General features: G+C 27.9%; 19 protein-coding genes and 1 CRISPR repeat array. Of the genes, 7 read left to right on the top strand and 12 right to left on the bottom strand.

Annotation, left to right across the window (positions count from 1 at the left end):
* Window positions 1–22: 22 nt before the first annotated feature.
* Genes E0E45_RS05790 through E0E45_RS05780 form a run of 3 tightly spaced genes read left to right on the top strand, consistent with a single transcriptional unit; the run spans window position 23 to window position 5,597 of the window.
* Window positions 23–1,441: a TolC family protein gene (locus E0E45_RS05790; protein ID WP_130890299.1), complete on the top strand. Its 1,419-nt coding sequence runs from the start codon at window positions 23–25 to the stop codon at window positions 1,439–1,441.
* Complete coding sequence (locus E0E45_RS05785) at window positions 1,431–2,531, top strand: efflux RND transporter periplasmic adaptor subunit (RefSeq protein WP_130890298.1); 1,101 nt, start codon at window positions 1,431–1,433, stop codon at window positions 2,529–2,531. Before E0E45_RS05790 ends, E0E45_RS05785 begins: the two co-directional genes overlap by 11 nt.
* A 12-nt stretch (window positions 2,532–2,543) precedes the next feature.
* Entirely contained in the window at window positions 2,544–5,597 is a 3,054-nt protein-coding gene (locus tag E0E45_RS05780) for an efflux RND transporter permease subunit (protein WP_130890297.1), read from the top strand.
* A gap of 55 nt (window positions 5,598–5,652) precedes the next feature.
* On the opposite strand, the gene E0E45_RS05775 is transcribed toward E0E45_RS05780, so the two are convergent.
* The 4 genes from E0E45_RS05775 to E0E45_RS05760 all read right to left on the bottom strand — a co-directional run bounded on the left by E0E45_RS05775 (window position 5,653) and on the right by E0E45_RS05760 (window position 10,486).
* On the bottom strand, window positions 5,653–6,735 hold the full coding sequence (locus tag E0E45_RS05775) for a GDSL-type esterase/lipase family protein (RefSeq protein WP_130890296.1): 1,083 nt from the start codon (window positions 6,733–6,735) through the stop codon (window positions 5,653–5,655).
* Window positions 6,736–6,940: 205 nt separating this feature from the next.
* Window positions 6,941–7,960, bottom strand: coding sequence for an aspartate-semialdehyde dehydrogenase (locus E0E45_RS05770; protein WP_130890295.1), 1,020 nt, complete (start codon window positions 7,958–7,960; stop codon window positions 6,941–6,943).
* A 12-nt stretch (window positions 7,961–7,972) separates the two neighbouring features.
* A complete protein-coding gene (locus tag E0E45_RS05765) occupies window positions 7,973–9,295 on the bottom strand; it encodes an aspartate kinase (protein ID WP_096402773.1) in 1,323 nt (440 codons plus the stop codon).
* An 18-nt stretch (window positions 9,296–9,313) separates the two neighbouring features.
* Window positions 9,314–10,486: a homoserine dehydrogenase gene (locus E0E45_RS05760; protein ID WP_130890294.1), complete on the bottom strand. Its 1,173-nt coding sequence runs from the start codon at window positions 10,484–10,486 to the stop codon at window positions 9,314–9,316.
* A gap of 114 nt (window positions 10,487–10,600) precedes the next feature.
* Here E0E45_RS05760 and thrC point away from each other — a divergent pair, with 114 nt between their 5' ends.
* From thrC to E0E45_RS05745, 3 genes are read left to right on the top strand one after another with little or no spacing between them, the layout of a single operon-like run.
* Complete coding sequence (thrC, locus tag E0E45_RS05755; RefSeq protein ID WP_130890293.1) at window positions 10,601–12,079, top strand: threonine synthase; 1,479 nt, start codon at window positions 10,601–10,603, stop codon at window positions 12,077–12,079.
* Window positions 12,076–12,951, top strand: a complete 876-nt coding sequence (gene thrB, locus E0E45_RS05750) for a homoserine kinase (protein ID WP_130890292.1) — start codon at window positions 12,076–12,078, stop codon at window positions 12,949–12,951. Before thrC ends, thrB begins: the two co-directional genes overlap by 4 nt.
* Window positions 12,952–12,960: 9 nt before the next feature.
* Complete coding sequence (locus E0E45_RS05745) at window positions 12,961–13,398, top strand: ACT domain-containing protein (protein WP_096402769.1); 438 nt, start codon at window positions 12,961–12,963, stop codon at window positions 13,396–13,398.
* Window positions 13,399–13,712: 314 nt separating this feature from the next.
* Here the strand turns inward: E0E45_RS05745 and ptsG are convergent, their stop codons facing one another.
* Window positions 13,713–15,209, bottom strand: a complete 1,497-nt coding sequence (ptsG, locus tag E0E45_RS05740) for a glucose-specific PTS transporter subunit IIBC (protein WP_130890291.1) — start codon at window positions 15,207–15,209, stop codon at window positions 13,713–13,715.
* A gap of 206 nt (window positions 15,210–15,415) precedes the next feature.
* Between ptsG and E0E45_RS05735 the strand changes: the two genes are divergently transcribed.
* Window positions 15,416–16,534, top strand: a complete 1,119-nt coding sequence (locus tag E0E45_RS05735; RefSeq protein ID WP_130890290.1) for a helix-turn-helix domain-containing protein — start codon at window positions 15,416–15,418, stop codon at window positions 16,532–16,534.
* Between the two features lie 39 nt (window positions 16,535–16,573).
* Window positions 16,574–17,182: a CRISPR direct-repeat array (repeat unit 29 nt; unit sequence ATTTAAAGACTTCTGAGTTAATATTCTAC).
* A gap of 170 nt (window positions 17,183–17,352) precedes the next feature.
* On the opposite strand, the gene cas2 is transcribed toward E0E45_RS05735, so the two are convergent.
* Genes cas2 through E0E45_RS05700 form a run of 7 tightly spaced genes read right to left on the bottom strand, consistent with a single transcriptional unit; the run spans window position 17,353 to window position 25,230 of the window.
* Window positions 17,353–17,637: a CRISPR-associated endonuclease Cas2 gene (cas2, locus tag E0E45_RS05730; RefSeq protein ID WP_096402766.1), complete on the bottom strand. Its 285-nt coding sequence runs from the start codon at window positions 17,635–17,637 to the stop codon at window positions 17,353–17,355.
* Window positions 17,638–18,639, bottom strand: coding sequence for a type I-B CRISPR-associated endonuclease Cas1b (gene cas1b, locus E0E45_RS05725; RefSeq protein ID WP_130890289.1), 1,002 nt, complete (start codon window positions 18,637–18,639; stop codon window positions 17,638–17,640).
* 9 nt (window positions 18,640–18,648) lie between these two features.
* A complete protein-coding gene (locus tag E0E45_RS05720) occupies window positions 18,649–19,131 on the bottom strand; it encodes a CRISPR-associated protein Cas4 (protein WP_130890288.1) in 483 nt (160 codons plus the stop codon).
* A 13-nt stretch (window positions 19,132–19,144) separates the two neighbouring features.
* On the bottom strand, window positions 19,145–21,727 hold the full coding sequence (gene cas3 / locus E0E45_RS05715; RefSeq protein WP_130890287.1) for a CRISPR-associated helicase Cas3': 2,583 nt from the start codon (window positions 21,725–21,727) through the stop codon (window positions 19,145–19,147).
* A gap of 7 nt (window positions 21,728–21,734) precedes the next feature.
* Window positions 21,735–22,487 (bottom strand): type I-B CRISPR-associated protein Cas5b, encoded by a 753-nt coding sequence (cas5b, locus tag E0E45_RS05710; RefSeq protein ID WP_130890286.1) that lies wholly within the window; start codon window positions 22,485–22,487, stop codon window positions 21,735–21,737.
* A gap of 2 nt (window positions 22,488–22,489) precedes the next feature.
* Window positions 22,490–23,434, bottom strand: a complete 945-nt coding sequence (locus tag E0E45_RS05705) for a type I CRISPR-associated protein Cas7 (protein ID WP_130890285.1) — start codon at window positions 23,432–23,434, stop codon at window positions 22,490–22,492.
* 2 nt (window positions 23,435–23,436) lie between these two features.
* Complete coding sequence (locus E0E45_RS05700) at window positions 23,437–25,230, bottom strand: hypothetical protein (protein WP_130890284.1); 1,794 nt, start codon at window positions 25,228–25,230, stop codon at window positions 23,437–23,439.
* Window positions 25,231–25,235: the final 5 nt, after the last annotated feature.

The raw sequence follows: 25,235 nt of genomic DNA, 5'->3' as shown, positions 1-25,235 counted from the left end.
AAATAACATAAAGGAGGTAAAATTGAAAAATTTAATCTTAGCAGTTTACTCTATTTTAATAGCAGGTTGTTCTGCTCTTAATACCTCTGATAAAAATGCTGAATTACTTGATAATCTCTCATTAAAAGAAAAGGAAAGCAAGGAATATATAAAACAATATAATAACATCCTTACTTTAGAAACAGCTTTAAAATTAAGTGTAGATAGGAACCTTGACTTAAAAGTAAAAATTATTGAAGAGGAAATAGCAAAACTTGATAAAAGGATAGCATTTGGCAATTTTCTTCCAAAAATATCATTAGGATACAGTTATACTATGTTAAACAACAAAGTTATGGGTGAAGCTTTAGATACTGGAATACCTGCTCTGCCTGGATTTCCTGCAGCATTAGAGGGAAGGCTGCTTGATAAAAGTTTTTCTCTTTTCAATGTCAATGCACAAATGCCTATTTTTGTTCCATCTACATGGTTTTTATATAGTGCCAGACAAAAGGGAGAAAATATCTCTGTTCTTACTAGAGAGCTTACAGAAAAAATGATTAAACTCCAAACGATTGGAGAGTATTACTATATTCTTGCTTTAGAATCTGAAAGAGAATATTTATCCAAAGAACTGGCTTCTGCTCAGGAGTTAAATAAAAATGCCAAAGTTGCACTGGAAACTGAAAGTATTCTAAAATGGGAGTATGAGGGAACAGAGCAAATGGTCAAAATAAAAGAACATGCTTTGAAGCAAAATAAACGTGATCTTCAAAGTGCAAAAATTTCTTTGATGAATACCCTTAATCTTTATCCATTTTTAGATATCCAGCTGCAAAAACCATCTCCTTTCACAGAAAATAATATTTCTATGGAAGAAGCTGTTTATGAATCTTTAAAAAACAGCGATTTTATAAAAATAAGAGATACTGCTGTGGATATGAATGAGGATGCTGTAAAAATAGCAGTTACAAATTTTCTTCCAAAAATAGTTTTAACTGGAGGATATATAAATACAAGTAATGAAGCTCTAGCTGACCCTGATTTCTTTATGGGTACTCTTGGAGGATTCTTTTCTATATTTAATGGTTTTCAAAATGTAAATGAATATAAGAAAGCTAGAAAAAATCAGGAAATTTCTTTTATTAGAAAAGAACAGGAGATAATGAAGGTTATTTTTGAAACTGTCAATGCATATAATGTGTTGGAAAGTTCTAAAGAAGAAAGAGATATAGCTTCAAAAAATTATATTGTAAACAAAGGAAGATTTGAACAGAAAAAAGCTGAAAAAGAAGTGGGAGCTATTGATAACTGGGAATATATAAAAGCTTTAGCTGATTACGAACAAGCTTTAAGTATAAAAGAAAAAACTGAATATAAGTATCAAATTTCTCTTTCTTCTCTTAATATGCTTATGGGAAAATCTATATTTACAAAAGGAGAAAAGATATATGAAAAATAGAAGAATAAAATCAATGATTTTGATTGCTGCTTCTATCTTGTTAATTTCTTCATGTGGAAAACAGCAAGAAGAAGAAATAATAATTCGTCCTGTAAAAATCATAGAAATAAAAAATTCTGATAGCATTGAATATTTTTCTTTTTCTGGAATAACTACTCCAAGTAAAGAAACAATTCTATCTTTTAAAATTGCAGGGCCATTGGAAAGTATGAATCTCACTCAGGGGCAAATAATAAAAAAAGATGAGATACTGGCTAAAATGGACAGCAGAGATTATAAAATAAATCTGGAAGTATACAAGAAAAAATATGAAGCTACAAAAGCTTCAGCTGATAACGCAGTTCTTCAATATGACAGAGCTGAAAAACTCTATAAAGCAGATGCTATGACAAAAAAGAATTTTGATGCAGCAACTGCTCAGAAAAAAGCTGCTGTTTCTCTTTTAAAAGAAGCACAGCAGGGAGTAGAAAATGCTCAAAATAAATTAAAGGATACTGAGCTTAGAGCTCCATTTTCTGGATATATTTCTAAAAAATTTGCTGATGCAGGAAGCGTTGTAAATGCTGGAACACCTGTAGTTTCTCTTTCAGCTGATGAAAATCCAGAAGTAACAATCAGTGTTGCTATTAAAGATACTGATATTTTAAAAAATGCTGTATCATTTATTTTTGTTCCAAATGACAGTGAAAAAAAATATGAATTAAAACTTAAAGAAATTGGAAAAAATCCTGAATTTTCAAAATTGACTTATCCTGCTACTTTTGAATTATTAGATGGAAAAGATATCAGAATGGGAATGAGTGGAAAAGTTATAGCTTCTATAAAAAGAGATGAATCCTCACCTATTATTATTCCTGCATCTGCCCTTTTTGAAGATAACGGAAGTAAAGTATATATTTATGATAATGGTGTAGCAAAAGCAAGAAAAGTTAAAATAGGCAATCTCTATCCTGATGGAAATATAGTAATTCTAGAAGGACTAAATAAAAATGACAAAGTTATCACTGCTGGTGTTAATACTATCATTGATGGAGAAAAGGTAAAACTTATTCCAGAAGAAAGTCATACTAATGTTGGAAATGTCTTATAAGAGGTGGAGCATATGAATATAATCGATTACTCGATAAAAAATAGAACAGTTACACTTTTTCTGACATTTGTCATTATAGCAGGAGGAATTTTTTCTTATGTTAACCTTGGAAAATTAGAGGATCCTGAATTTAGAGTAAAAGAAGCTATTGTTGTGACCTTGTATCCTGGAGCTGATCCTCATCAAGTTGAGCTGCAGGTAACAGATGAAATAGAAAGCGCCCTTCAACAAATTGCAAATGTTGAATATATTGAAAGTGTTTCTAAAGCTGGTTATTCAGAAGTTAAAATAAAATTAAATGAATCGTTAAAAGCAGAAGTAATAGATCAGTATTGGGATAATGTAAGAAAAAAAATAAATGATGTTCAAAAAAATCTTCCTACAGGAGCTATTTCCTCAGTAGTTTTAGATGACTATGGGGATGTATATGGAATGTTTTTTGCTGTGACAAGTGAAGGATATTCTAAGGAAGAATTAAATAGGTATGTAAATTATATAAAAAGAGAACTCCATTCTATTCCTGGGGTATCAAAAACTGCTGTCTATGGAAAAGTTGATTCTGCTGTAGAAGTAGTCATTGACAGAGAAAAGATAGATGCTCTTGGAATAAATGAAAAACTTATACTTACTTCTTTTATTTCTCAAAATCTTCCTGCCTACAGTAATTCTATAGAACATGGAGATATGAAAATAAGAGTAGATATCAATGAAGCTTTTAATAGTTTGGAAGATATAGAAAATCTGGTGATTTTTTCTAAAGAAAATTTAAGAGGTGGAGAAGAAACTGTTTTCCTGAAAGATATTGCAGTTGTAAAAAAATCTTTTTCAACTCCTATAAAAAGTAAAATGAGATATAATATGAAAGAAGCTATGGGGCTTATGCTCTCACCAGAGGTGGGAACAAATGTTATAAATACAGGTAAAGCTATTGATAAAAAACTTGATGAAATAAAGAAAAATCTTCCTATGGGAATAGAAATTGAGAAAGTGTATTACCAGCCAGAGCTTGTTACTAATGCTATCGGTCAATTCGTTAATAATCTTGTTGCCTCAGTAGTAGTAGTGGTTGGAGTTCTTTTATTTACAATGGGTATGAGAAGCGGACTCATAATAGGAAGTGGACTTATTCTTTCTATATTAGGAACGTTGATATATATGCTTGCTGTTAAAATGGATATGCAGAGAGTTTCTCTCGGTTCATTTATAATTGCTATGGGAATGCTTGTTGATAATGCTATAGTTGTAGTTGATGGTACACTTACCAGTCTGGAAAAAGAGGAAAATCGATATGAAGCATTAACTAAACCAGCTAAAAAAACTGCTGTTCCTCTCCTTGGGGCAACTGCCATTGCTGTAATAGCATTTCTTCCTATGTATTTAATGCCAACTGATGCTGGAGAATATATTTCCACTCTTTTCTGGATAATGGCTGTTTCCTTAGGTTTAAGTTGGGGATTAGCCTTAACTCAAATACCTGTATTCTGTGATATCTTTTTAAAAATAGATAAAGAAAAAGATAAAAATGGGAGAAAAGAAAAATTTTATGATTTATGTCACAAATTTTTAGAAAAAGTTTTAGCACATAAATTTCTTTCTCTGGGAATAGTAATTGGAGCATTTTTATTTTCTATGTTGCTTTTTACAAGACTGCCTATTACTTTTTTCCCTGATTCTGATAAAAAAGGATTTGTTGTAAATTTATGGCTTCCTGAAGGAACTTCACTTGATAAAACAGATAAAGTGAGTCAAATAGTAGAAAAAGAATTGCTTAAAGATAAAGATATAATAAATGTAACAGCAGCAGTTGGATCTTCTCCTTCCAGATACTATGTTGCAACTATTCCAGAGTTACAAAACAGCAGTTTTTCTCAGCTTATTATTTCAGTAAATAAATTAGAGAGTGTAAATAGAATTGGAGAAAATATAAAAAAATTTGTTAAAGAAAATATTCCTGATACTAAAATAGAGGTAAGAAAATATGTAAATGGTATTCCTACTAAATATCCTGTAGAAGTGAGAATACTTGGACCTGATCCATATGTACTGAGAGAGTTGTCTAAAAAAGTTATGAATATTATGAGAACTGTACCAAACGCAGAAAATATACAGACAGATTGGAAAAATAAAGTTTTGACATGGTCTCCTGTATTATCTCAAAATATTGAAAGAAAAAATCTGATTTCACCATTAGATGTTGCCAATTCATTAAATAGGGCAACAGAAGGAATGACTCTTGGAAAATATAAAGAGGGAACTGAAATAATGCCAATAGTTCTAAGAGAAAAATCTGGTGGACAGCAGCTTGAAATTAATAATATTGGTCAGACACCAGTATGGGGATTAGGAATAAAAAGTCTTCCTTTAAATAGAATTATTGAAAAAGAAAGTTTAAAATGGGAAGACCCTGAAATCTGGAGAAGAAACAGAGTAAGAGCTATAAAAGTTCAATGTGATATTTCTGGAGGTGTCACCGCTGAAAGTATTAGAAAGGCAGTTGAAACAGAAGTAAATAAATTATCTCTTCCAGAAAATTATAAAATTGAATGGGGCGGAGAATATTATGAGCAGAATAAAAATGTGGCTGCTGTATTCTCTAGTCTTCCATTACAAGGAACTATTATGTTTTCAATATGTGTACTTCTATTTGCAACTTTGAAAGATCCATTTATAATTTTTGCTATACTTCCTCTTTCATTTATAGGAATAGCACCTGGATTATTTCTCACAGGTAGGTCTTTTGGATTCATGTCTATAATAGGAGCTATAAGCCTCAGTGGTATGATGATAAAAAATTCTATTGTTCTTATAGACGAAATAAAATATGAGATAAATGTGGATAAGAAAGATCCTTATACTGCCGTTATTGATTCAGCAGTAAGCAGAATAAGGCCAGTTTCCATGGCATCAGTTACAACAATTTTTGGAATGCTGCCTCTTGTATTTGATCCACTATATGGAGATATGGCTATAACAATAGTTTTTGGACTTACAGCTTCAACTATGCTGACACTGTTTGTTGTTCCACTTTTATATTCTTTATTATATAAAATTGAAAAGAAGCAATAAAATGAAAAGATCAGAGGAGAAGAAAGATTTCTTTCCTTTGATCTTTTTTATATTTTTATGAAATTTCTAATATATCCTCAATAGACTTGCCAGTTATATCTTCAAAATATTTTTTGATATCATAAATAGCTCCCCATCTTTTAGTAGTATATTCATTTACTCCATACCTCATTGCTACATCTACAAACCTTTTTTCAAGAAAGCAAAAACCATTTGGAAGAGCTAGACTATCACACATTTGAACTAATTTATCATAATCATCATAGACAGCTTCAGTTATAAAATTTTTCATAAATTCATAGTCTTCTTTGGTTATATCCCATTTTCCAATAGATGTAGTTATATCTTTCAACATAAAAGAATGTGTTATGCATATCTGAGCAACTTCTTTCCATCCCTTAGACATACAATATTTATATCCTTCCAGCATATGTCTTTCCTGCACTATTCCAACTCTTCTGCCTATATCATGAAGCAATCCAATTATATAGGCTTTTTCACTGTTCATATGAGGACAATATTCTGCAATTTTCTCACAGGCAAGAGCTGTATATTTAGAATGGCTTATCCACTGTCCTGGATTAAGTTCTCCTGCTTCTTCTAATTCCCTTTCAGCAGTTTCTCTGTCTGGATATCCCATTTCCTTATATTTTACTTTTTCTACAATTTCAGTTAAAGCTTTATTAAAAACGTCATACCCATCATTATTTAAATGTATTCCATCTATAGTATATTTATCTGCCAGCAGTTCACGAACATCTAAAAACAAGTTATAAATATCAAAGAATTCTTCAGTGTATAAATTTTTTAATTTAGTATTTAACATTTTAGATTTTGCATTTATTCTTGGAGTATCACTTGGAAGCATACTTAATAATATAAGTTTTTTAAATCTTTGCCTGAGTATTTCCATAGTTTTATTATAATAATCTAATGTATATTCTTCTTGAAAACCACATAAAATATCGTTTACTCCCACTAAAAGTATTCCAATATCTCCTTTTATTTCAGGTTTTTCTTCCAGAAGCCATAATACATCTCTTGTTTTAAATCCTGCACGTCCATAATTTATATACTTACTGCTGTAATTCCAATCTATAATACTGTCACCAAGCATAACTATTTTTTCTAATGCCATTTTTATTCAGCCTCCTTATCTAACAATTAAATTATATTATAGATAAATTATAAAAACAATAGAATTTTCTTGAAATCAAAGAAAGAAAATGTTAGTTTTTTATTATAAAATTATTTTTTATCTATTTTATTATCGGACTTTTATGCAATGATAAAAATAAAATATCTGTACTCTGTTTTTTTACAGCTATACAGATATTCTAATTTTATATCATTTCTTTTTTTATAAGCAGTTCTGCAATTTGAACAGCATTAGTTGCCGCTCCTTTACGTACCTGATCCCCACAACACCAAAGAGTTAATCCTTTTCCTTCATCATTACTTATATCCTCTCTTATTCTTCCAACATATACCAAATCTTGATCACTTGTATCTAAAGGCATAGGATATTTTTTATTTTGAGGATCATCTACTAATTTTACTCCATCTGCTTTGCATAATATTTCTCTTGCTTTTTCTACATCTATTTTGTTTTTAAATTCAATAGTTATAGATTCAGAATGACTTCTATACACTGGAACCCTAATACATGTACAGTTAACTTTTAACTTGGGATTATTTAATATTTTTCTTCCTTCATTCTGAAATTTCATTTCTTCTGAACTGTACCCTTTTTCATCAAATCCACCTATCTGCGGTATTAAATTATAAGCTATTTGATAAGGAAATGTTTCCATAGTAAAATCCTTTCCCTCTGCTATAGCTTTTATTTCTGCATCCAGTTCAGTTATCCCACTGCTTCCAGCACCTGATACAGCTTGATAAGTAGATACTATCATTCTTTCTATTTCAGAATATTTATTAAGTTCATTTACTACTACCAATCCTATTATAGTTGCACAATTTGGATTTGCAATAAGTCCCTTATGGGCCTCTATAGCCTCTGGATTTACTTCTGGTACTATAAGAGGTACATCATCTGCCATTCTATAGGCACTGCTGTTGTCTATCACTATTGCACCATTTTCTATTGCAGATGGAATAAACTCCTTAGCCTGTTCATTTTCCACTGCTCCTAATAATATATCTATTCCTTCATAAATTCCTTTTTTAGCCTCTTCTATTTCATATTCTTTTCCTTTAAAAAATACTTTTTTCCCAGCACTTCTGCTACTGGCAAAAAGTCTTATATTTTCTACTGGAAAATTCCTTTCTTCCAATACTTTCAACATTTCTTTACCTACTGCTCCTGTAGCTCCTAGTATTCCTATATTATATTTTCTCATTTTTATATCTCCTTAAATAACAAAATTATTATATATAACATTTATTGCTTTTTCAAAATCTTCATTTTCAACTCCAACTATAATATTTATCTCATCTGACCCTTGAGATATCATTCTGATATTTACTCCGCTGTTTCCTATGGCAGCAAAAAGTTTTCCAGACATTCCAGGTCTATCAGCCATATTTCTTCCTACAGTAGCTATAAGACTTATATTATCTATTACTTTTACTTCAGAAGGTTCACATTCTCTTTTGAGATCTGCCACTATTTCATAAAGATATTTTTTTATATTCTCAGTGGCTGCCACTATAGAAAATGTATCTATCCCAGTAGGAATATGTTCTATACTTACTTTATACTTTTCAAATATCTCTAAAGCTTTTCTTATAGCTCCTACTTCTCCTGACATATGGTCTTTATATATTGATATAACAGAAAAATCTTTTTTTCCTGCTATTCCAGTTATAAAATAATTTTTGGCATTTTTCAATAACTCATTATTTTCATCAACTATTATAGTTCCAGGATTTTCTGGAGCATTTGTATTTCTGATATTAATAGGAATATTAGCTTTTTTTACTGGTGCTACTGCATCAGTATGAAGCACATTAGCTCCCATATATGAAAGCTCTCTCAATTCACTATATGTTATTATTTCTATTCTTTTAGGATCTTTAACTACATTTGGGTCTGCCATTAGTATTCCAGACACATCAGTCCAGTTCTCATAAATAGCAGCTTTTATGCAATCGGAAACTATAGCTCCTGTTATATCTGAACCTCCTCTGGAAAAAAGTTTTATTTCTCCATTTGGTAATGTACCATAAAATCCCGGAATAACTCCCTTAGGACTTCTTTCTACTGCTTTTTCCATTGCTTCTCTTGTTTTTTCAGTATCTACTTTTCCATTATAATCAAAAAATATTACATTTTCAGCATCTATAAAATCATATCCTAAATATTCTGCCATTAACATTCCAGCAAGATATTCTCCTCTGCTCACCAAATAATCTCTGTTCATTCCTTTTTTCATTCTGCTTTTTATTATTCTGAATTCGCTCTCAAGATTACATTTCAATCCTAATTCATCTCTTATTTCTAAATATCTGTTTTCTATAATAGAAAACATACTTTCATATGAAACAGAATACTTTATATGAGCATAACAAAGATATAATAAATCAGTTATTTTATTATCTTCCTTAAATCTTTTCCCAGCAGCTGACACCACTACAATTCTTCTATTTTCATCATTCTCTATTATATTTTTTACTTTTTTAAACTGTTCTGCATCAGCTAGTGATGATCCTCCAAATTTTGCTACTTTTATCATTTTAGTCTCCTTTAATTTCTAGTTCTCAAATCTAGCATAAAATATTTCTTTTTCCAGATATTTTTCTGCTGCTTTTTTCATAACACTACAGTCTATCTCTTTAGTTATATAAATAATATTTCCTGAATATTCTAATTTTTTTTCAATAATATCAGAATTATCTTCTGCAAATTGTTCATCATTAATTCTTACATAATATTTCCCTATTATTAGAGAACTGTCCTTTATTAAACTTTTCTCAAATTTTCTTTCAATTAAATTTCCTTTAGCTTCCATAATATCAATTATATCCTGTACTATTGCATTTCCAGTTGGCAGTTTACCTGCTCCCTGTCCATAAAATTTTAATTCTCCTATAGTTTTTCCACAAATAGTTCCTATATTAAAATTTTGTGGTACTGCTGCTTCTATTCTTTCATTTTTAAAAAGTACTGGCTCTACTACAGCACAATATCTATTTTCTGCTTTTTTTCCTTTTGCAATAAGTTTTACTGTATAACCAATATTATTAAAATATTCTATATCTTCTTTTTTTATATTTCTTATTCCAAAAACATCTATTTCTTTTTCTGGTATTTCACATTCAAAAGCCAGACTAGAAGTTATCAACAGCTTTCTCATTATATCTATTCCATCTATATCAGCTGATGGGTCACTCTCTGCATATCCTTTTTCCTGTGCCTTTTTTAATATTTCCTGAAATTCATAACCTTTTTTAGTCATATTATCCAATATAAAATTACTTGTTCCATTAAATATTCCATACATTTCGCTTATCTCATCTATTCTTTTTGCTTTTTCTAAAGACTTTATCCATGGAATTCCACCACAAACACTTGCTTCATATTCAAATGATACACCATTCTCATAAGCCGTTTTGGTAAACTCCTTTAAATATGCAGCTACTACTGCTTTATTTGCAGTTACTACATTTTTTTTATTTTTTAAGGATTTTATTATATACTCATATGCAGGATGAATTCCTCCCATTACCTCCACTACTAAATCAATATCTTTATCATTTAATATTTCCTCTGCATTTGTAGTTATTATATCCATAACTTTATCTTTTTCATCTTTTACAAGAATTTTTTTCACTTCTATATCATTAAAAAAACAGGTTGGACTGCTCTTAACTATCTCATATACTCCACTTCCTACTGTTCCAAAACCTAATAATCCTATTTTCATATTTTACCCCTTTCAAATTATTTTTTGTTTTTATTAGAAAAACACTTGTATTTATTTGAAAAACATTATATCATAGCAAGTAGGTAAATGCAATAACAATTTGGAGGAAAATTTATGAACAGCAAATTTGAAAGTACAAGAGAACAAGATATAACATGCTCAGCTTCACAAGCTGTAATAAAAGGAATTTCCAGTGATGGAGGACTTTTTGTAAAAAGAGATATGGAAAATTTAAAGATAAATATTTCTGAATTAAAAGGTAAAAAATATACAGAGATAGCTGAAATAATTCTTTCTAAAATATTAGATGACTATCCAGAAAAAAGTATAAAATATTGTGTAGAGAGTGCTTATGACAAAAAATTTAGTTCTAATGATATAACTCCCTTAGTTAAAGTCGGAAATGACTATATATTAGAATTATTTCATGGGCCTACTTCTGCTTTTAAAGATGTAGCTCTGTCTATACTTCCATACCTTTCTACTGAAGCATTGAAACTAAATGAAATAAAAGAAAAAATCCTCATATTGACAGCAACTTCTGGGGATACTGGAAAAGCTGCTTTAGAAGGCTTCAAAAATATTGATGGAATAAAAATATTGGTCTTTTTTCCAAATGATGGAGTCAGCAGAGTACAGGAAAAACAAATGATATCACAAGAGGGAAACAATACATATGTTTATGCCATAAATGGTAATTTTGACGATGCACAAAGTGAAGTTAAAAAAATATTTACAGATGAGGAAATAAAGAAAAAGCTAAAGAATAAAAATTATTCTCTTTCTTCTGCCAACTCTATAAATATAGGAAGATTGGTTCCCCAGATAGTTTATTATTTTTATTCATATATAAAATTAGTTGAAAGTAATGAAATTAGTTTAGGAGAAAAAGTTAATTTTACTGTTCCTACTGGGAACTTTGGAGATATTCTTGCTGGGTATTATGCAGAACTTATGGGACTACCTGTAAATAAATTAATATGTGCTTCTAATGAAAACAATGTTTTATATGATTTTATTCAAACTGGAACATATGATAGAAATCGTCCATTCTATAAAACATTATCTCCATCTATGGATATATTAATATCTAGTAATTTAGAAAGACTTATATATCATTTAAGTGGAAATGATAATAAATATATAAAATCGCTTATGGATAAATTAAAATCTGATGGAAAATATACTGTAACTCAAGAAATAAAAAGCTGTATAGATAATTTATTTTATGCTGGATATACTAATGATTTACAAACAAGTGAAACAATTAAAAATGTCTATAATGAATATAATTATCTTTTAGATACACATACTGCTGTAGCATACAATATCATGAAAGAATTTAAGGAAAAAGATTCTAAACATAAAAATATAGTTCTAGCTACAGCTAGTCCATATAAATTCAGCAAAGCTGTTTATGAATCTCTCTTTGGAGAAAATAATTCTGATGAATTCAAAATTATGGAATTGTTAAGTGAGAAAACAGGAGTTCCTATTCCTGAAAATCTTAAAAATTTAAAAAATAAAAAAGATATACATACTTCAGTTATAAATAAAGAAGACATGAAAAACTGTTTTGAGGTGATATTATGATTACTGTAAAAGTCCCTGCAACTACAGCAAATATTGGCCCTGGTTTTGATACTTTGGGACTTGCTTTTAAACTTTATTCATATTTTACTTTTAAAAGAATTGAATATGGTTTAAGAATTGTTGGTTGTGAAGAAAAATACCAAAATGATTCTAATTTAGTATATACATCATTTAAGAAAACTTTAGAAATTCTAAATTATCCTGTTGCCGGTATAGAAATAAGTATAAAAAGTGATATTCCCGTATCCAGAGGACTGGGAAGTAGTGCTGCTTGTATCGTTGGGGGAGTAATGGGGGCAAATATTATTGCTGGAAATCCATTATCTAAGGATGAGATATTTAAAATATGCAATGATATTGAAGGGCATCCTGATAATATAGCCCCAGCTCTTTTTGGAGGTCTTACAGCTTCCTTAGTGGAAGATGGTATTCCATATACTGTTCAGTATAATATTAGTGAAAATCTTTATTTCTGCGCATTAGTGCCGGATTTTAGACTGTCTACAGCTGAAGCAAGAAAAGTTCTTCCATCTGAAATACCATATCAAGATGCAATATACAATGTATCAAGGATTGCTGTTTTATTAAAAGCTCTTGAAAATGGTGATGAACTTCTTATAAAAAAAGCTCTCTCTGACAGACTTCATGAAAAATACAGAAATGTTCTTATCAATGAGTATGAAGAAGTAAAAGAAATTTGTGAAAAAAATGGAAATACAGCTCTTTTTATCAGTGGATCAGGACCAACATTGATGAATATTGCAAAAACTAAAGATTTTCAATGGAAGATAGAATATGAGATAAAAAATCTAAAAAACAGCTGGATTATCAGAACTTTAGATATAGATATGAAAGGAGCAGTTGTTTTATAGGAGGATATCATGAAAGAAAAATACCTTATTGTCAATAAAAAAATACTTCCAGATTATTTTGAAAAAGTAGTTGAAGCTAGAAATCTTTTAACTGAAGGTAAAGTAAAAGGAATAAGTGATGCTGCAAAAATTGTTGGAATCAGCAGAAGCACTTACTATAAATACAAAGATTATGTCTTTCTCCCTTCTGACAACAGTATAGGAAGAAAAGCTCTGGTTTCTATGATGCTTGAGCATAAAAAAGGAGTTTTGTCTGAAGTTCTTAATTATCTATCATTTGTGAATGGAAATATAATTACGATAAATCAGAATATCCCTATAAATAATGTAGCTTCTGTAGTAATATCCTTAGATATTTCAGATATAACTATCCCTATTGAAGATATCATTATAGGAATAGAGCAGATAAACTATGTAAGTTCAACAAAGCTTCTTTCATTGGAATAATAAATAAAAGAGAGAAATTTAAAAAGCAAAATAAATTTTATTTTAGAAATTAGAGAAATTTATATAATTAATGAAATGAATAAAATATAAAAATATATTTGAGCAAAACAAGTTTTCATTAATTGGGACAGTTAATATTTTAACTGCCCTAATTATTAAAACACAACATTGGAACTGCTGTAATCCTTATCTTTTTTATATTTTAAAAACAAAATTAATGACAAATCTCTTTACTTTAAAATTCTAAATTATATCTTTGCTTAAAAGTTTCTCTCTTTTTTATCTTAATGGAACAAACCCATTTTCCTTTTTTCCTAAATTCCAGTCATTTTTTTCAAATCATTGCATATAAATTGTGCTTTTGAACCAAAAATAGCTTGAACTCCATTAGTTCCTACTTTCAATACTCCAGAAGCTCCTAGTTTTTTTAATTCTTGATCACTTACTATTTTTGTATCTTTAACTTCTACTCTCAATCTCGTTATACAAGAATCAAGAGATACAAGGTTATCTTTTCCACCTAATGCTTCTAAAACTCCTACTGCAAGTTCATCTGACTTCACTTGAGAACCAGAAGATGCTGAAGAAGTTTCTACAATTGTTTCTTCTCTGCCAGGAGTCATTAAGTTAAATTTTCTAATAGCAAATCTAAACCCAAAATAGTAAACTACTGACAGACATAATCCTACTACTATTACTAAATACCAATTATTTTGAAATCCACTTGTTCCTGGAAGAACTCCAAAAGCGATATAGTCAATAAGTCCTCCAGAAAATGTCATTCCTATTCTTACATTAAGCATGTTCATAAGCATAAATGAAAGTCCTGCAAATATACAATGAATTCCATAAAGAATAGGAGCCACAAATAAGAATGAAAATTCTAATGGTTCTGTTATTCCTGTAAGAAATGAAGTAAGGGCTGCAGAAAACAATATTCCTCCTACTAGTTTCTTATTAGCTGGTTTAGCTTCCTGATACATTGCTAAAGCTGCTGCTGGCAATCCAAACATCATAAATACAAATTTTCCAGTAAGGAATTTCCCTGCTCCTTGATAAGTATCACTAGAGAAATTAACAACTCCATCTTTAAGCATAGCAAACCATATTGCCTGATCTCCATTGACAACTTGTCCTGCTGCATTTGTATATTCTCCAAATTGATACCAGAAAGGTGCATAGAATATATGATGTAACCCAAATGGAATAAGAGATCTTTCTATTACTCCAAATATAAAAGTAGATATATTTGTATTTGTTTCATTAGCCAGATATGATAATTTTGCTAATCCGACTTGAACAGGCTGCCATATAACAGGCATTGCTAATCCAATTATAAAAGCTGCCACTGCTGTCACTATAGGTACTAGTCTTTTACCTGCAAAAAATCCCAGAAATGCTGGAAGTTCAGTTTTATAAAATTTTTTGTAACATACTGCAGCTATTATACCTGCTATCAATCCACCAAAAACTCCAGTCTGAAGTGTAGGTATTCCTAATACCATTGCATATGACATATCGCCTGCTGCTATTCCTTCAGCTGCTCCTGATACAATTCCCATTGTAGTATTCATGATAAGTATTGCTACTACTGCTGATAAGGCTGCTACTCCATCTCCTCCTACGAGACCAATAGCTGCTCCTATGGCAAATAGTAATGGAAGGTTGCTGAATATTACCTGTCCTGCTTGTTCCATCAGTGTAAATTGCAATTTGTTTCCAAAAGCAAGGAATAGTCCAGCAGCTGGCAATATAGCAACTGGTGTCATCAATGCTTTTCCAATTTTTTGTACTTCTGCAAAAATCTTCATTTCTCCTCCTGTTTCTTCTACCCTTTTTTATTTATTCTCTGTAATTGAAATAATAATATTTTTTCAAAAAAATGTCAAGTTTTTTTCAAATAAAATGAGCTTTTTTCAAAATAAACTATTCATAATAGAATGATTTGCTTTTTTTTCCTAAATATAGTATTATCTATATAAGTAAATATTTAATTTCATATTTTAGGAGAAAACAAATGGAAACAGAAAAAGAATTACAATTGCAACGTTTCAAAATAATTGAGCCTTTTTTAAGAAAAGAAAAAAAATTAAAAGAAATAGAAGAAGAAACTGGTATTTCATACGCTACATTGAAGAGATGGGTAAATGCTTACAAAAAAAATGGGATATTGGGACTTGATAAAAAACAGAGAAATGATAAGGATTCATATAGAGCTATTGATGAAGATGGTGTAGAATATATTGAACAAATTTGCCGTGAAAGTAAGGAAACCAAAATTTCAAAACTTTATTCTTTCTGCAAAGAAAAACTTTCAAACAAATATAATATAAGCTATCCTACTTTTTATAGAATAGTCAGTAATTTAGATGGTTTTTTTAATAAATCCTCAAATTTCCATATGAAAAAAATAAAAAAGGAAAATCAAGTTTATCTTATTCTTGAAATCCCTTTATACATACTTGTATCTGAAGAAGAAAATGAGCATAAAATAGTTCCTCAGTTGTTAATCTCTATTGATACTGCTACTTTAAAACCTATAAATCATGCTTTGAACTATAATACTTCAAGTATATATACTCTTTTGAGTTTTATCAGAGAGAGTATACTTAAAGTTTCATATAAATCAGGAAAATCTGTAAAGCCTCAAGAAATTTTAGTTTCTTCTGAAAATATAAATAACAAAAAAATATTGAAGGAAATCTATGATAATACTTCTATAAAAATATCTGAATATTTTACTGAAAATGAGGAAATTAAAAAATTTATCTCTTTTCTTGAGGAAGATATAGAGAAATTTTATTATCAAAATAATAAAATTCTTTCATATCAAAATTTAAAAAACTTTCTTGATTCATATATCTATTTGGATAATGAAAAATATGATTTTTTACTTAAATATGAAATGATACAGGATGTTCCATATGTTCGTGAATTTGATATCTTTCTTCAGGAAGCCAGCAGAAAAATAAATAAATCTTCTTTAAGATTTAATAATTTTATTTACACTAATAATTTTTTAACCTCTCTGGAAGGAAAGAAAGTTATTGTTAAATACAATCCTTTGGATACTGATATCTTATACTTATTCTTTAAAAATCAATTTTTAGGAACTGCTAATATTGCAACAGGCTAAAAAATTCTTAGCCTGTTTTTTATATTTAATCTAATGAATATTTAAAGACTTCTGAGTTAATATTCTACTTTAAAATACATAGCTTCTCTAGGTGTTGATAAAAAATTTAAAGACTTCTGAGTTAATATTCTACAATTGCTTACTTTGCATAAAACTAAGCTTCCTGTAATTTAAAGACTTCTGAGTTAATATTCTACATTAGGAAGAATAATAGTAGGTGATAATTTAACAATATTTAAAGACTTCTGAGTTAATATTCTACCTGTACTAGTGGAAAAAGGACCTATTAAAAAATCTGATTTAAAGACTTCTGAGTTAATATTCTACAGTTAAAATGGTAGCTTTTAATGGACTAAGGTCATATTTAAAGACTTCTGAGTTAATATTCTACAAGTGCACACAATCAGGCAGCAACGACTATTACTCAATTTAAAGACTTCTGAGTTAATATTCTACTCTTCAACAGCATCTCCGTTTAATAATTGAATCATTATTTAAAGACTTCTGAGTTAATATTCTACTTGTCAAGAGCAAATTTTTATAAAAAAAAAGAACATTTAAAGACTTCTGAGTTAATATTCTACTAAAATTTATATTTAAAGAATTTTTTGTTAAATCTATTTAAAGACTTCTGAGTTAATATTCTACCCTCATGAAAAAAGAATTCATACTATTCATGATCTTTTCTATTATTGAATTTAAAAAGGTTTTTTATCTTTTTTTCCAAGCTATACAATTTTTTATACTTTAAATTTTTATCTTTTCAATCTCTTTTAAAATAACTCTTTAATAAAATTGCTAGTTTTTAGACTTGGAAATCATATAAATATATTTTCATCATCTTTCCAAGGTGTTCCTATTATTTCCTCATCAAAATAATGCTCACTTACCAATTTCACAATGCTTATAAAATCTTCCTTTTTATCAATTATATCTTTCAATTCCAAACGTAATTTTATTAAATTGCTAGGTGTTATCTCCCCACGAAATACAGATCTTTGGTGGTGACTTAAATATTTTTTACATATTTTAAAAACCTTATTTACTCTCTTCTCATTTATATCATAAAAAAGAAATATATAATTATAATTTTTACCTTTCATCTACATCTTTTCCTTTATATAAAATGGAACGAATTCTTTATTTTCCAATAAAAATTTTATTAATTTATATGCGTCATATTTCACAGCAGTTATATAACTAACTTTTCTTTTCAAAATAGGATGTTCAAAAGTTTCATTCATTCTGTCTTCTAAAGCACTTAAAAATATTTTTTTGCCAGTTTCATTTAGAATACAGTAATTTAAGTTTTTCTCAAAATGTTTTTCTACATTTAATTTTCTGTTATTTACACATTCAAAAATTGTTCTAAATACAATAATTGGTTTAAAAACTTCTGATAAATCTAAAGATAGTGAAAATCTTCTTTCAGATGGAGAATGTAAAAAACTTATTGTTTGCTCTAAATGTGTTTGATAAATCTGCCCAATAGTTTTAGTGTATAAAATTGAATTTCCAAAAGATATCAGAGCGTTTATCGGATTATCAGGTGGTCTTTTGACTCTTTTATTTATAATAAAATCCTCTCTTAAAAAGATTTTAAAACTATCATAAAATTTTGCCCAAATCTCTCCTTCCACTGCCATTATCTCATTTATATCATTACTCGCACTCAATCTTCTTTCTACATCATTAGAAAGCCACTCTAAATATTCTTTTAGCTCTTTTTTTTCATGACGATAATAGTGATAAAGTACTTCATAAATATTTTTTCCAATTCCTTTTACAATACTTTTTGCTATAACTTCTTTATGATTTTTATGAGCCTCTACCTGTTTTATTACTAACTTTCCACTGACATATTTTTCTCTTGGATAAAATGTTCCTGAGTATCCCTCATAGTGATTAAAAAAATGTAGTGTAATACCATGTTTAGCTAAAAAATCAAAAAGCTTTGTATTCACAGAAATTTCATCTAATGCAAATATTTCTTTAACTCCTTCTATAGGAATATATGTTGTTTTATTTTCATTTTTAAAACATAGAGAATTGTCTTTTCTATCAAGAATACCTTTACTCAAAATATATTTTGTTTCAGCTCCCATATACACTCCTTAAATATAGCAATATGAATAATATGCACATTTTTTACATTTATTATTTTTTTCAATTGGTGGCAATTCATCTCTTTCAACTAATTTTTCTATTTCCTCTATTATATTCTTGATATATGCCTCATTTTCAGCAGTAAGTTCAATCTCATAGCTTTTTTTCGAAGATTTATTTTTTTCTATTACTTCTATTTTTCCTTTTTTATCTATTCCTTTTTCTTTTAATTTCAAGAGATAATAAAGTACCTGCATTTTTGCTACTTCAATATCTGCATCTGATTTTTTTATCTCTATTAAATAATCTTTCTTTATTTTATCTACTTTGATATTTTCTACAGTTATTTCATCAGTCTTTTTCTCTTCATGCATAGCTTTTCCGATTTTTACTAATTCACTTTCATCTTCCATATTTATTCTATTGTAATGCATATAACATTGTCTTTTACAATGAATAAAATAATTTACAATTGTTCCATTTATAGGCATATACCCTCCATAGTTACAATATCATTTCATAATCTTTATCTGATTGCAGTTTCTTTCTGTCAAATTTTCCATTTACAAAATATTTTTCTCCATCTTCAATATATAGAATATTATCTCCAATTTTACTTTGATAAGATAATCTATATATCATTTCCACAGGAATATTATATGAAAACAGATCTACTTTCTCCATTACTTTAGATAGTTTAACTCTTCTTTCAGCATATCCTATTTTGTTATTTGAAAGTATTTCTTTAAATTCTTTCCATACCTCATTTCCTTCTATCTCTTCTCCTTCTATATTTACATTTCGAGAAAAAAATATCATCTTGGTTTTCATCTCATCTGTTATCAATTTCAATCTTTTATTTATTTGTTCAAAATTTAGTTGAACAACTTTATTTTTTCTAAAATTTTCTATATTCTCTTCATCTTCTTTATTTGAAAGATCATCTAATACCTCAAGAACTTTATTATAGTATTTATTAAAATCTTTATTCAAAAGAACTTCTCTCATCTCTTTATTTAAAAGAGTAAATTCTTTTCTTATTCTTACATCACTTTTATAAATCAAATTTCCTTCATCTAATTTAAAAAAACAAACTTTACAATTTTTCTTCTTACAAGAACGATTAATTCTTCCTAAAAATTGTTCATCAGCATCTAATATAGATATATTTTTGAATCCAATATCCATATCTATATCCACTCCTGCTTCAATTACCTGAGTTGCTATTAATAGCATACTTTTTCTTTCTTTATTTTTTGCTTCTTTTATTATTCTTTTTCTTTCAGCTTTATTATCATCACCAGTTATTAAGAAAATATCTTCTTTGGATACTTCATTGCTTTCTAATAATTTCTTGTAGAACTCAAAAGCAGAAGCTTTTTTAATAAATTCCACTACTACTTTTTTATTTTTATATTTCTCTAAAATAGTTTTTTCTATCTGTTCAAATAACTCTTCCTTTTCATATTCTTTTTCTAAAAATGAAAAATCTAAAGATACTCTATCTTTAAATATTGGATTTTTATAATATTTTTCTTTATTAGTTATAAGTGAAGGAATTTGCACCTTACTATTTGAAAGAAGAGATAAGTTAGGAAGAGTTGCAGACATAATTATTATTTTAATATTTAGAATTTCAGCATATTCTCTTAAGAAAATTATAATTTCTTTCCATATTTTATTTTTATAACTTTGGATTTCATCCATTATCACTACACTATTAGCTAAGTGTGGGAGAGCAAAACTACTCTCCCTATCAATACCAAATAAGTTTTCAAAAAAATGAACATGTGTTGTTAAAATTATTGGTGAATGTATAAATTGCCTGTTTAGCAATGATCTTTCATAGTCTATTTGGTCTTTTCTATATTCTTCCCCTTTCTCAACTTCTTTTATAGGAGTTATTGAGTTTATTACTGAAATATTTTCTTCTAAGGATGAACCTTGAAATATCTCTCTCAAAGATGCATTTGTTTGCTCAACTAAAGTATTAAATGGAAATATATAAAATATTTTATTTAGTTCTCTATTTTTTTCTAATAATTTCAATGCCAGATTAATAGAAGTAATTGTTTTTCCTGACCCAGTTGGAGCTTCTAAAAATAAAATATTTTCTTTTATATTTTTTTCTAAATTTTGTTCTGCTTCTATAAACATTTCACTTCTATAATAATTTATATTATTCTTTGCAAAAATTTTTCCTGTTTCTCGATGTAATTTTATTCCTTTATATATTTCTGTAGCATTAAAAACGGATATATACTCATCTATATTTGTCAGCAAATTTAGACTCTCTATTGGCTTTCCAGAACTATACTCACTAGTAGCATAAAAATCTGATGATACCAATAAAGAATACAGTAGTTTTGTATAAATATAAAAATCAACAGATTTCCAATCATAAGTTTCTATATAATTATTCCATTCTTTTTCTCCAATTTTTAATTGTTTCAATATCCTAAATAGGTTTTTACTTTCTTTTATTGAGAAATTTAAGTTAGGGCAATAATTATTTACTTCTTCAAATAACTCTTTGTATTCTTCATAATCTTTTATTATTTCATTAAAAAAATCTTCACTTAAACTTTTAGTTGATGAATGATGCCTTGATATAATATAAGAATTCAATATGATAAAAATAAAACATTTAAGTGCTGTTTTATTATCTAATTTTTTTTCTGAATATAGTTTAAAAACTTTATTGCTAAAATAATCAATATATATTCTTGCAGATAAATTAGAATGCCTTTTACTTTGATACAAATGCTTTCTGTCAAATATTTTATTTTTCATTTTATCAATTTGAAAATTTATATTCAACTTACCTATATCATGCATATAAATTGTATTGACTATCATTTCATTCCAAAATTTCTTTATGATCTTATTTTCCCCAAAAAATTTATCTGAAAATTTATCAAAAATTATTTCCAAGTTTTTATCTTCATAGATTTTTTTGAAATACTTTATCACTAAATCAGAATGTTCTAATAAGGTTTCTGGATTCTTTATATCTGATATATGAGCTAAAATTTTATTTTTATCTTTTACATATTTTTCTATTGAAAAAAGTTCCTCCTCAAACATATTCCTCCTAATAGAATTCTATTATTTGATTATTTACTTTTGCAAAATTACTTTTATCTTTTAAAATACATTTTTTATTAGTAAAAATTAAGCTTTCAACTTTATATTGATTAGAAATATTATCAAGAGAAATAGGTAATTTTTCTTCATATTTATAATCATATTTTATCTCATCTTCTTCTAATCCTAATATATTAAATTCTTCCTCTAAAAAGCCTTCTATATCTTTTTTCATAAACAAAGAATTTATTTCACTTTCATCTTCTAAAAAATTTTCTCCTTGAAGTATCTCTACATTATTTATTGTTGCCAAATGGTCATTCTTTCCAAGATATATTGTATATTCAAAATTAAAGTTTTTCATTCTTTCTTTTAATTCTTTATGAATCTCTGTATCTTCTATTTTTATAAAAATATCCCATTCTACATCTTCCAACCACTGCTCTTTAACAATCAGATTTCCACCCTCTTCATTACTTGCATATCCTACTGAATTATTAAAAAACTGAATTTTTTTTGAAAAACTTCCATTAGTATTTTTGGGCATAATAGAAATTTTGATATCTTTTAATTTTTCATAAAACTCTGGATATTCCTTTTCTCCTTGAGAATTATATCCTCCATAACCCATTACAGCTCCTAATAATCCTAATAAAGAAACTTTATGTATATGTCCATAAGAGAAGTATACATAAGAATTGACTTCTGGAATTTTAAAAAAAGCTGTTCTTCCACTTAAGGTAAATTTTAATATCTCCATGATTATACCTCTTTTCTAGTAAAGATATTATATTCTTTAGCTCCTTTTATATCATGTTTTACTTTCACATTTAAAGTATTGTAGTATATCTCTACAGACAAAATATTATCTTTGAATTGATTTATAAGCTCATCAAATCCTAATTCTATTACATCACAATCTTTTTCTTTAGAAAATTTTACATATTGAGCTAACTCTGGAAGATAATACCCTTCTTTTACTTCTATAAACAATGCAAACTCATTTTCACATCCTAATTTTGAGTTTGAATTAAAGAAAGTAGCTGAAGTCAGAGCTGCATCTTTAAATTTCTTATAGTCCTCTTCTGTATATCCTTCAGTCATTCCCATTTTTACAAAATCTCTATACACTTGTGGATTAATCACAAATGGATAAAAATAGTGAGCCTCATTACTTACTATTTTTGTCCCTAAAGTTGATTGACTGGCTTCTCCCTCTTTTTCATCCTTGCTACTATCTCTAAATGGTGACAATATTTGTTGTTCTTCTGTATATGAACCTGCATATTTATTAAATCCTTGCCCTATCTGAACTGCCCCTGTAATAGATATATTATTTTTCTCTTCTGCAAAAGTTGCTCCAAAATTCTTTACATCTATTGCTTTAAAAAGATTTTTCATTACATTAGTTTTATCTTTTTCATCTTTTAAATTAGTTTCAAATATTTCATCATATCTTTCTCTCAAAGATTTAGGTCTTACTGCTGTTTCTCCCTTTTTTCCTTCTCCACTATCTACTTTCAAACTTTTTACATATAGAACCTTTTCTCCTTCATTCTCCCACATTTTTTTCATTGGGTATTTCAGAGCTTTATCACTTCCAAAAACTTCTCCTGATGAAGTTGTTTTAGGAAATCCTGTAAAATCTGCATTCCAGTTTGCCATCATTGATCTTATTCCTATTACACCATATATTCTATTTTTCATAATTATTCATTCTCCTCCCCATTAGTTTCTTTAGTTTCATTATTAGCTTCATTTTCTTCTTTAGCTGATTTTTCATAAATCAATGAGTCAGCTAAATATCCTCCTAGTAATCTATCCATATTTATTTCTTCATTCTCAGCCTCATATCCTAACACTCTTTCATAAAGAGTATTAAATTTTGTACTGTAGAAACCTATATCATAAGCATATTTCCTAAAAAGTTTATAAATTTCTCTTTTTAACCCTTCAATATCTCTACTTTCAATAACTCTTACTGCTAATTCATGTGTTTTCACAGTTATTCTATTTCTAGAAATTAAAAATTTTGCTAATTGTCCTAAAGCGAAGAAATATTCTTCATCATTCTCTATCTCTCCCACACCAGTTTCAAATATATTTCTAAATTTTTCTTTCATTTTTTCATGTTTATTCACAGTCATACCCCTTTCTTGTTTTATACTATCGCCTATACTAGTCATTAAATTGAACATATCATAAGCTTCTGTTATGTAATCTTTTTTACACAAAGAATTTTTTATAAGTTCTAAAAATATTTTTCTATAATTATCAGCAAATTTTTTCATATCTCCTTTATATACTAATTCGAAGAATACTTCTTTATATTGATTTGCTATGTTTTTTATTCTTTCATCAAATATTTTCAAGTCTTTTAAATTTTCAAAAATTATTCCATAAAGTTTTCCATTGAATAAAAGATTATTCAATACAGCAGCCAATTCAGAGTTCTTTCTTATTGAACTTCCATATTCTAATTTTCCCTTATCCCCATTTCCTAAACAATCTAATATTTTTATTTCAGGATAAATTTCAGTTCTATAATCTGAAATAATATCATACCTCTCTATTGCGCTTTCACTTTTATCTTTTCTTATTCTCAGATAATAACCAGTAAAATTATCACTTAAAGATTCTTTTATTTCTAAAGGAATTATTTCTTTTTTATCAGATGAAATATATATATTTCTTTTTCCTGAATTTGCCATATTGTAAAGATAGTCAAAAAATTTCTTTTGTTTAAATACTTCTTTTTCATTTAATAAATAAGGAACAGTATATTTTTCTTTTCTTGTTTTATTTTCTAAATATGGTTTTTTAGAATTTAAATTAAGGTTATTATTTGGCAGCCCATAAGTTTCAGCATTTATTATTACATTATAGTCTACACTGTTGTATATGTTAGGAATAATATATCTCTCATTTTCTTTCTTGTACTCTTCTATATTTTCATCAAAGAATATTTTGACATATTCCTTCCCATCTTTTATTTCTTCTTTTATCTTATAGAGATTTGTTTTAATCCATTCTTGATTTTTTTGGATTTTTTCTTCTGAAGGTTTTCCTAACTTTTCTTCAAGTTGTGTATATACTCTTTTCTTTTCCCCTTTGTCATATTTGAGAAATGGATTTTTTAAAATTTCATAATACTTCTCTACACTTTCTTCTAATTCTTTTTTCTTTTCACTTAGAACATTATTCTTAACAAAAAAAGATAAATAATTATTAGAATGAATTTGTTTTTTCCCATCAATCGGCTTATTCATATCCAACAATCTGCTTAAATAATCTCTTTCTGCTAAATATTCATAATCTTCTACAGTTCTTCTATTTGAATTTTCTTCTGATTTTTTTGTTCTTTCTATTTTAGTATGACTATAACTTCCATCACTTTTAACTATGAAATAATCTCCTGGCTCCAATTCATAGCTATCTGTTATAAATCTTTCTCCTTTTTCTTTGTATATTTCAGTAAAGATTTCAACACATTCTCGTAACAAATAAT

It is taken from the genome of Fusobacterium ulcerans ATCC 49185, assembly GCF_900683735.1.
Taxonomy (GTDB): domain Bacteria; phylum Fusobacteriota; class Fusobacteriia; order Fusobacteriales; family Fusobacteriaceae; genus Fusobacterium_A; species Fusobacterium_A ulcerans_A.
The sequence above is the reverse complement of the archived record's forward strand: the minus strand, read 5'-3'. Positions and strand labels throughout refer to the sequence as shown.

Coding starts and splice junctions, on each gene's coding strand:
- E0E45_RS05785 (WP_130890298.1), top strand. CDS start 1,431: ATGAAAAATAGAAGAATAAAATCAATGATTTTGATTGCTGCTTCTATC.
- E0E45_RS05780 (WP_130890297.1), top strand. CDS start 2,544: ATGAATATAATCGATTACTCGATAAAAAATAGAACAGTTACACTTTTT.
- E0E45_RS05775 (WP_130890296.1), bottom strand. CDS start 6,735: ATGGCATTAGAAAAAATAGTTATGCTTGGTGACAGTATTATAGATTGG.
- E0E45_RS05770 (WP_130890295.1), bottom strand. CDS start 7,960: ATGAGAAAATATAATATAGGAATACTAGGAGCTACAGGAGCAGTAGGT.
- E0E45_RS05765 (WP_096402773.1), bottom strand. CDS start 9,295: ATGATAAAAGTAGCAAAATTTGGAGGATCATCACTAGCTGATGCAGAA.
- E0E45_RS05760 (WP_130890294.1), bottom strand. CDS start 10,486: ATGAAAATAGGATTATTAGGTTTTGGAACAGTAGGAAGTGGAGTATAT.
- thrC (WP_130890293.1), top strand. CDS start 10,601: ATGAACAGCAAATTTGAAAGTACAAGAGAACAAGATATAACATGCTCA.
- thrB (WP_130890292.1), top strand. CDS start 12,076: ATGATTACTGTAAAAGTCCCTGCAACTACAGCAAATATTGGCCCTGGT.
- E0E45_RS05745 (WP_096402769.1), top strand. CDS start 12,961: ATGAAAGAAAAATACCTTATTGTCAATAAAAAAATACTTCCAGATTAT.
- ptsG (WP_130890291.1), bottom strand. CDS start 15,209: ATGAAGATTTTTGCAGAAGTACAAAAAATTGGAAAAGCATTGATGACA.
- E0E45_RS05735 (WP_130890290.1), top strand. CDS start 15,416: ATGGAAACAGAAAAAGAATTACAATTGCAACGTTTCAAAATAATTGAG.
- cas2 (WP_096402766.1), bottom strand. CDS start 17,637: ATGAAAGGTAAAAATTATAATTATATATTTCTTTTTTATGATATAAAT.
- cas1b (WP_130890289.1), bottom strand. CDS start 18,639: ATGGGAGCTGAAACAAAATATATTTTGAGTAAAGGTATTCTTGATAGA.
- E0E45_RS05720 (WP_130890288.1), bottom strand. CDS start 19,131: ATGCCTATAAATGGAACAATTGTAAATTATTTTATTCATTGTAAAAGA.
- cas3 (WP_130890287.1), bottom strand. CDS start 21,727: ATGTTTGAGGAGGAACTTTTTTCAATAGAAAAATATGTAAAAGATAAA.
- cas5b (WP_130890286.1), bottom strand. CDS start 22,487: ATGGAGATATTAAAATTTACCTTAAGTGGAAGAACAGCTTTTTTTAAA.
- E0E45_RS05705 (WP_130890285.1), bottom strand. CDS start 23,434: ATGAAAAATAGAATATATGGTGTAATAGGAATAAGATCAATGATGGCA.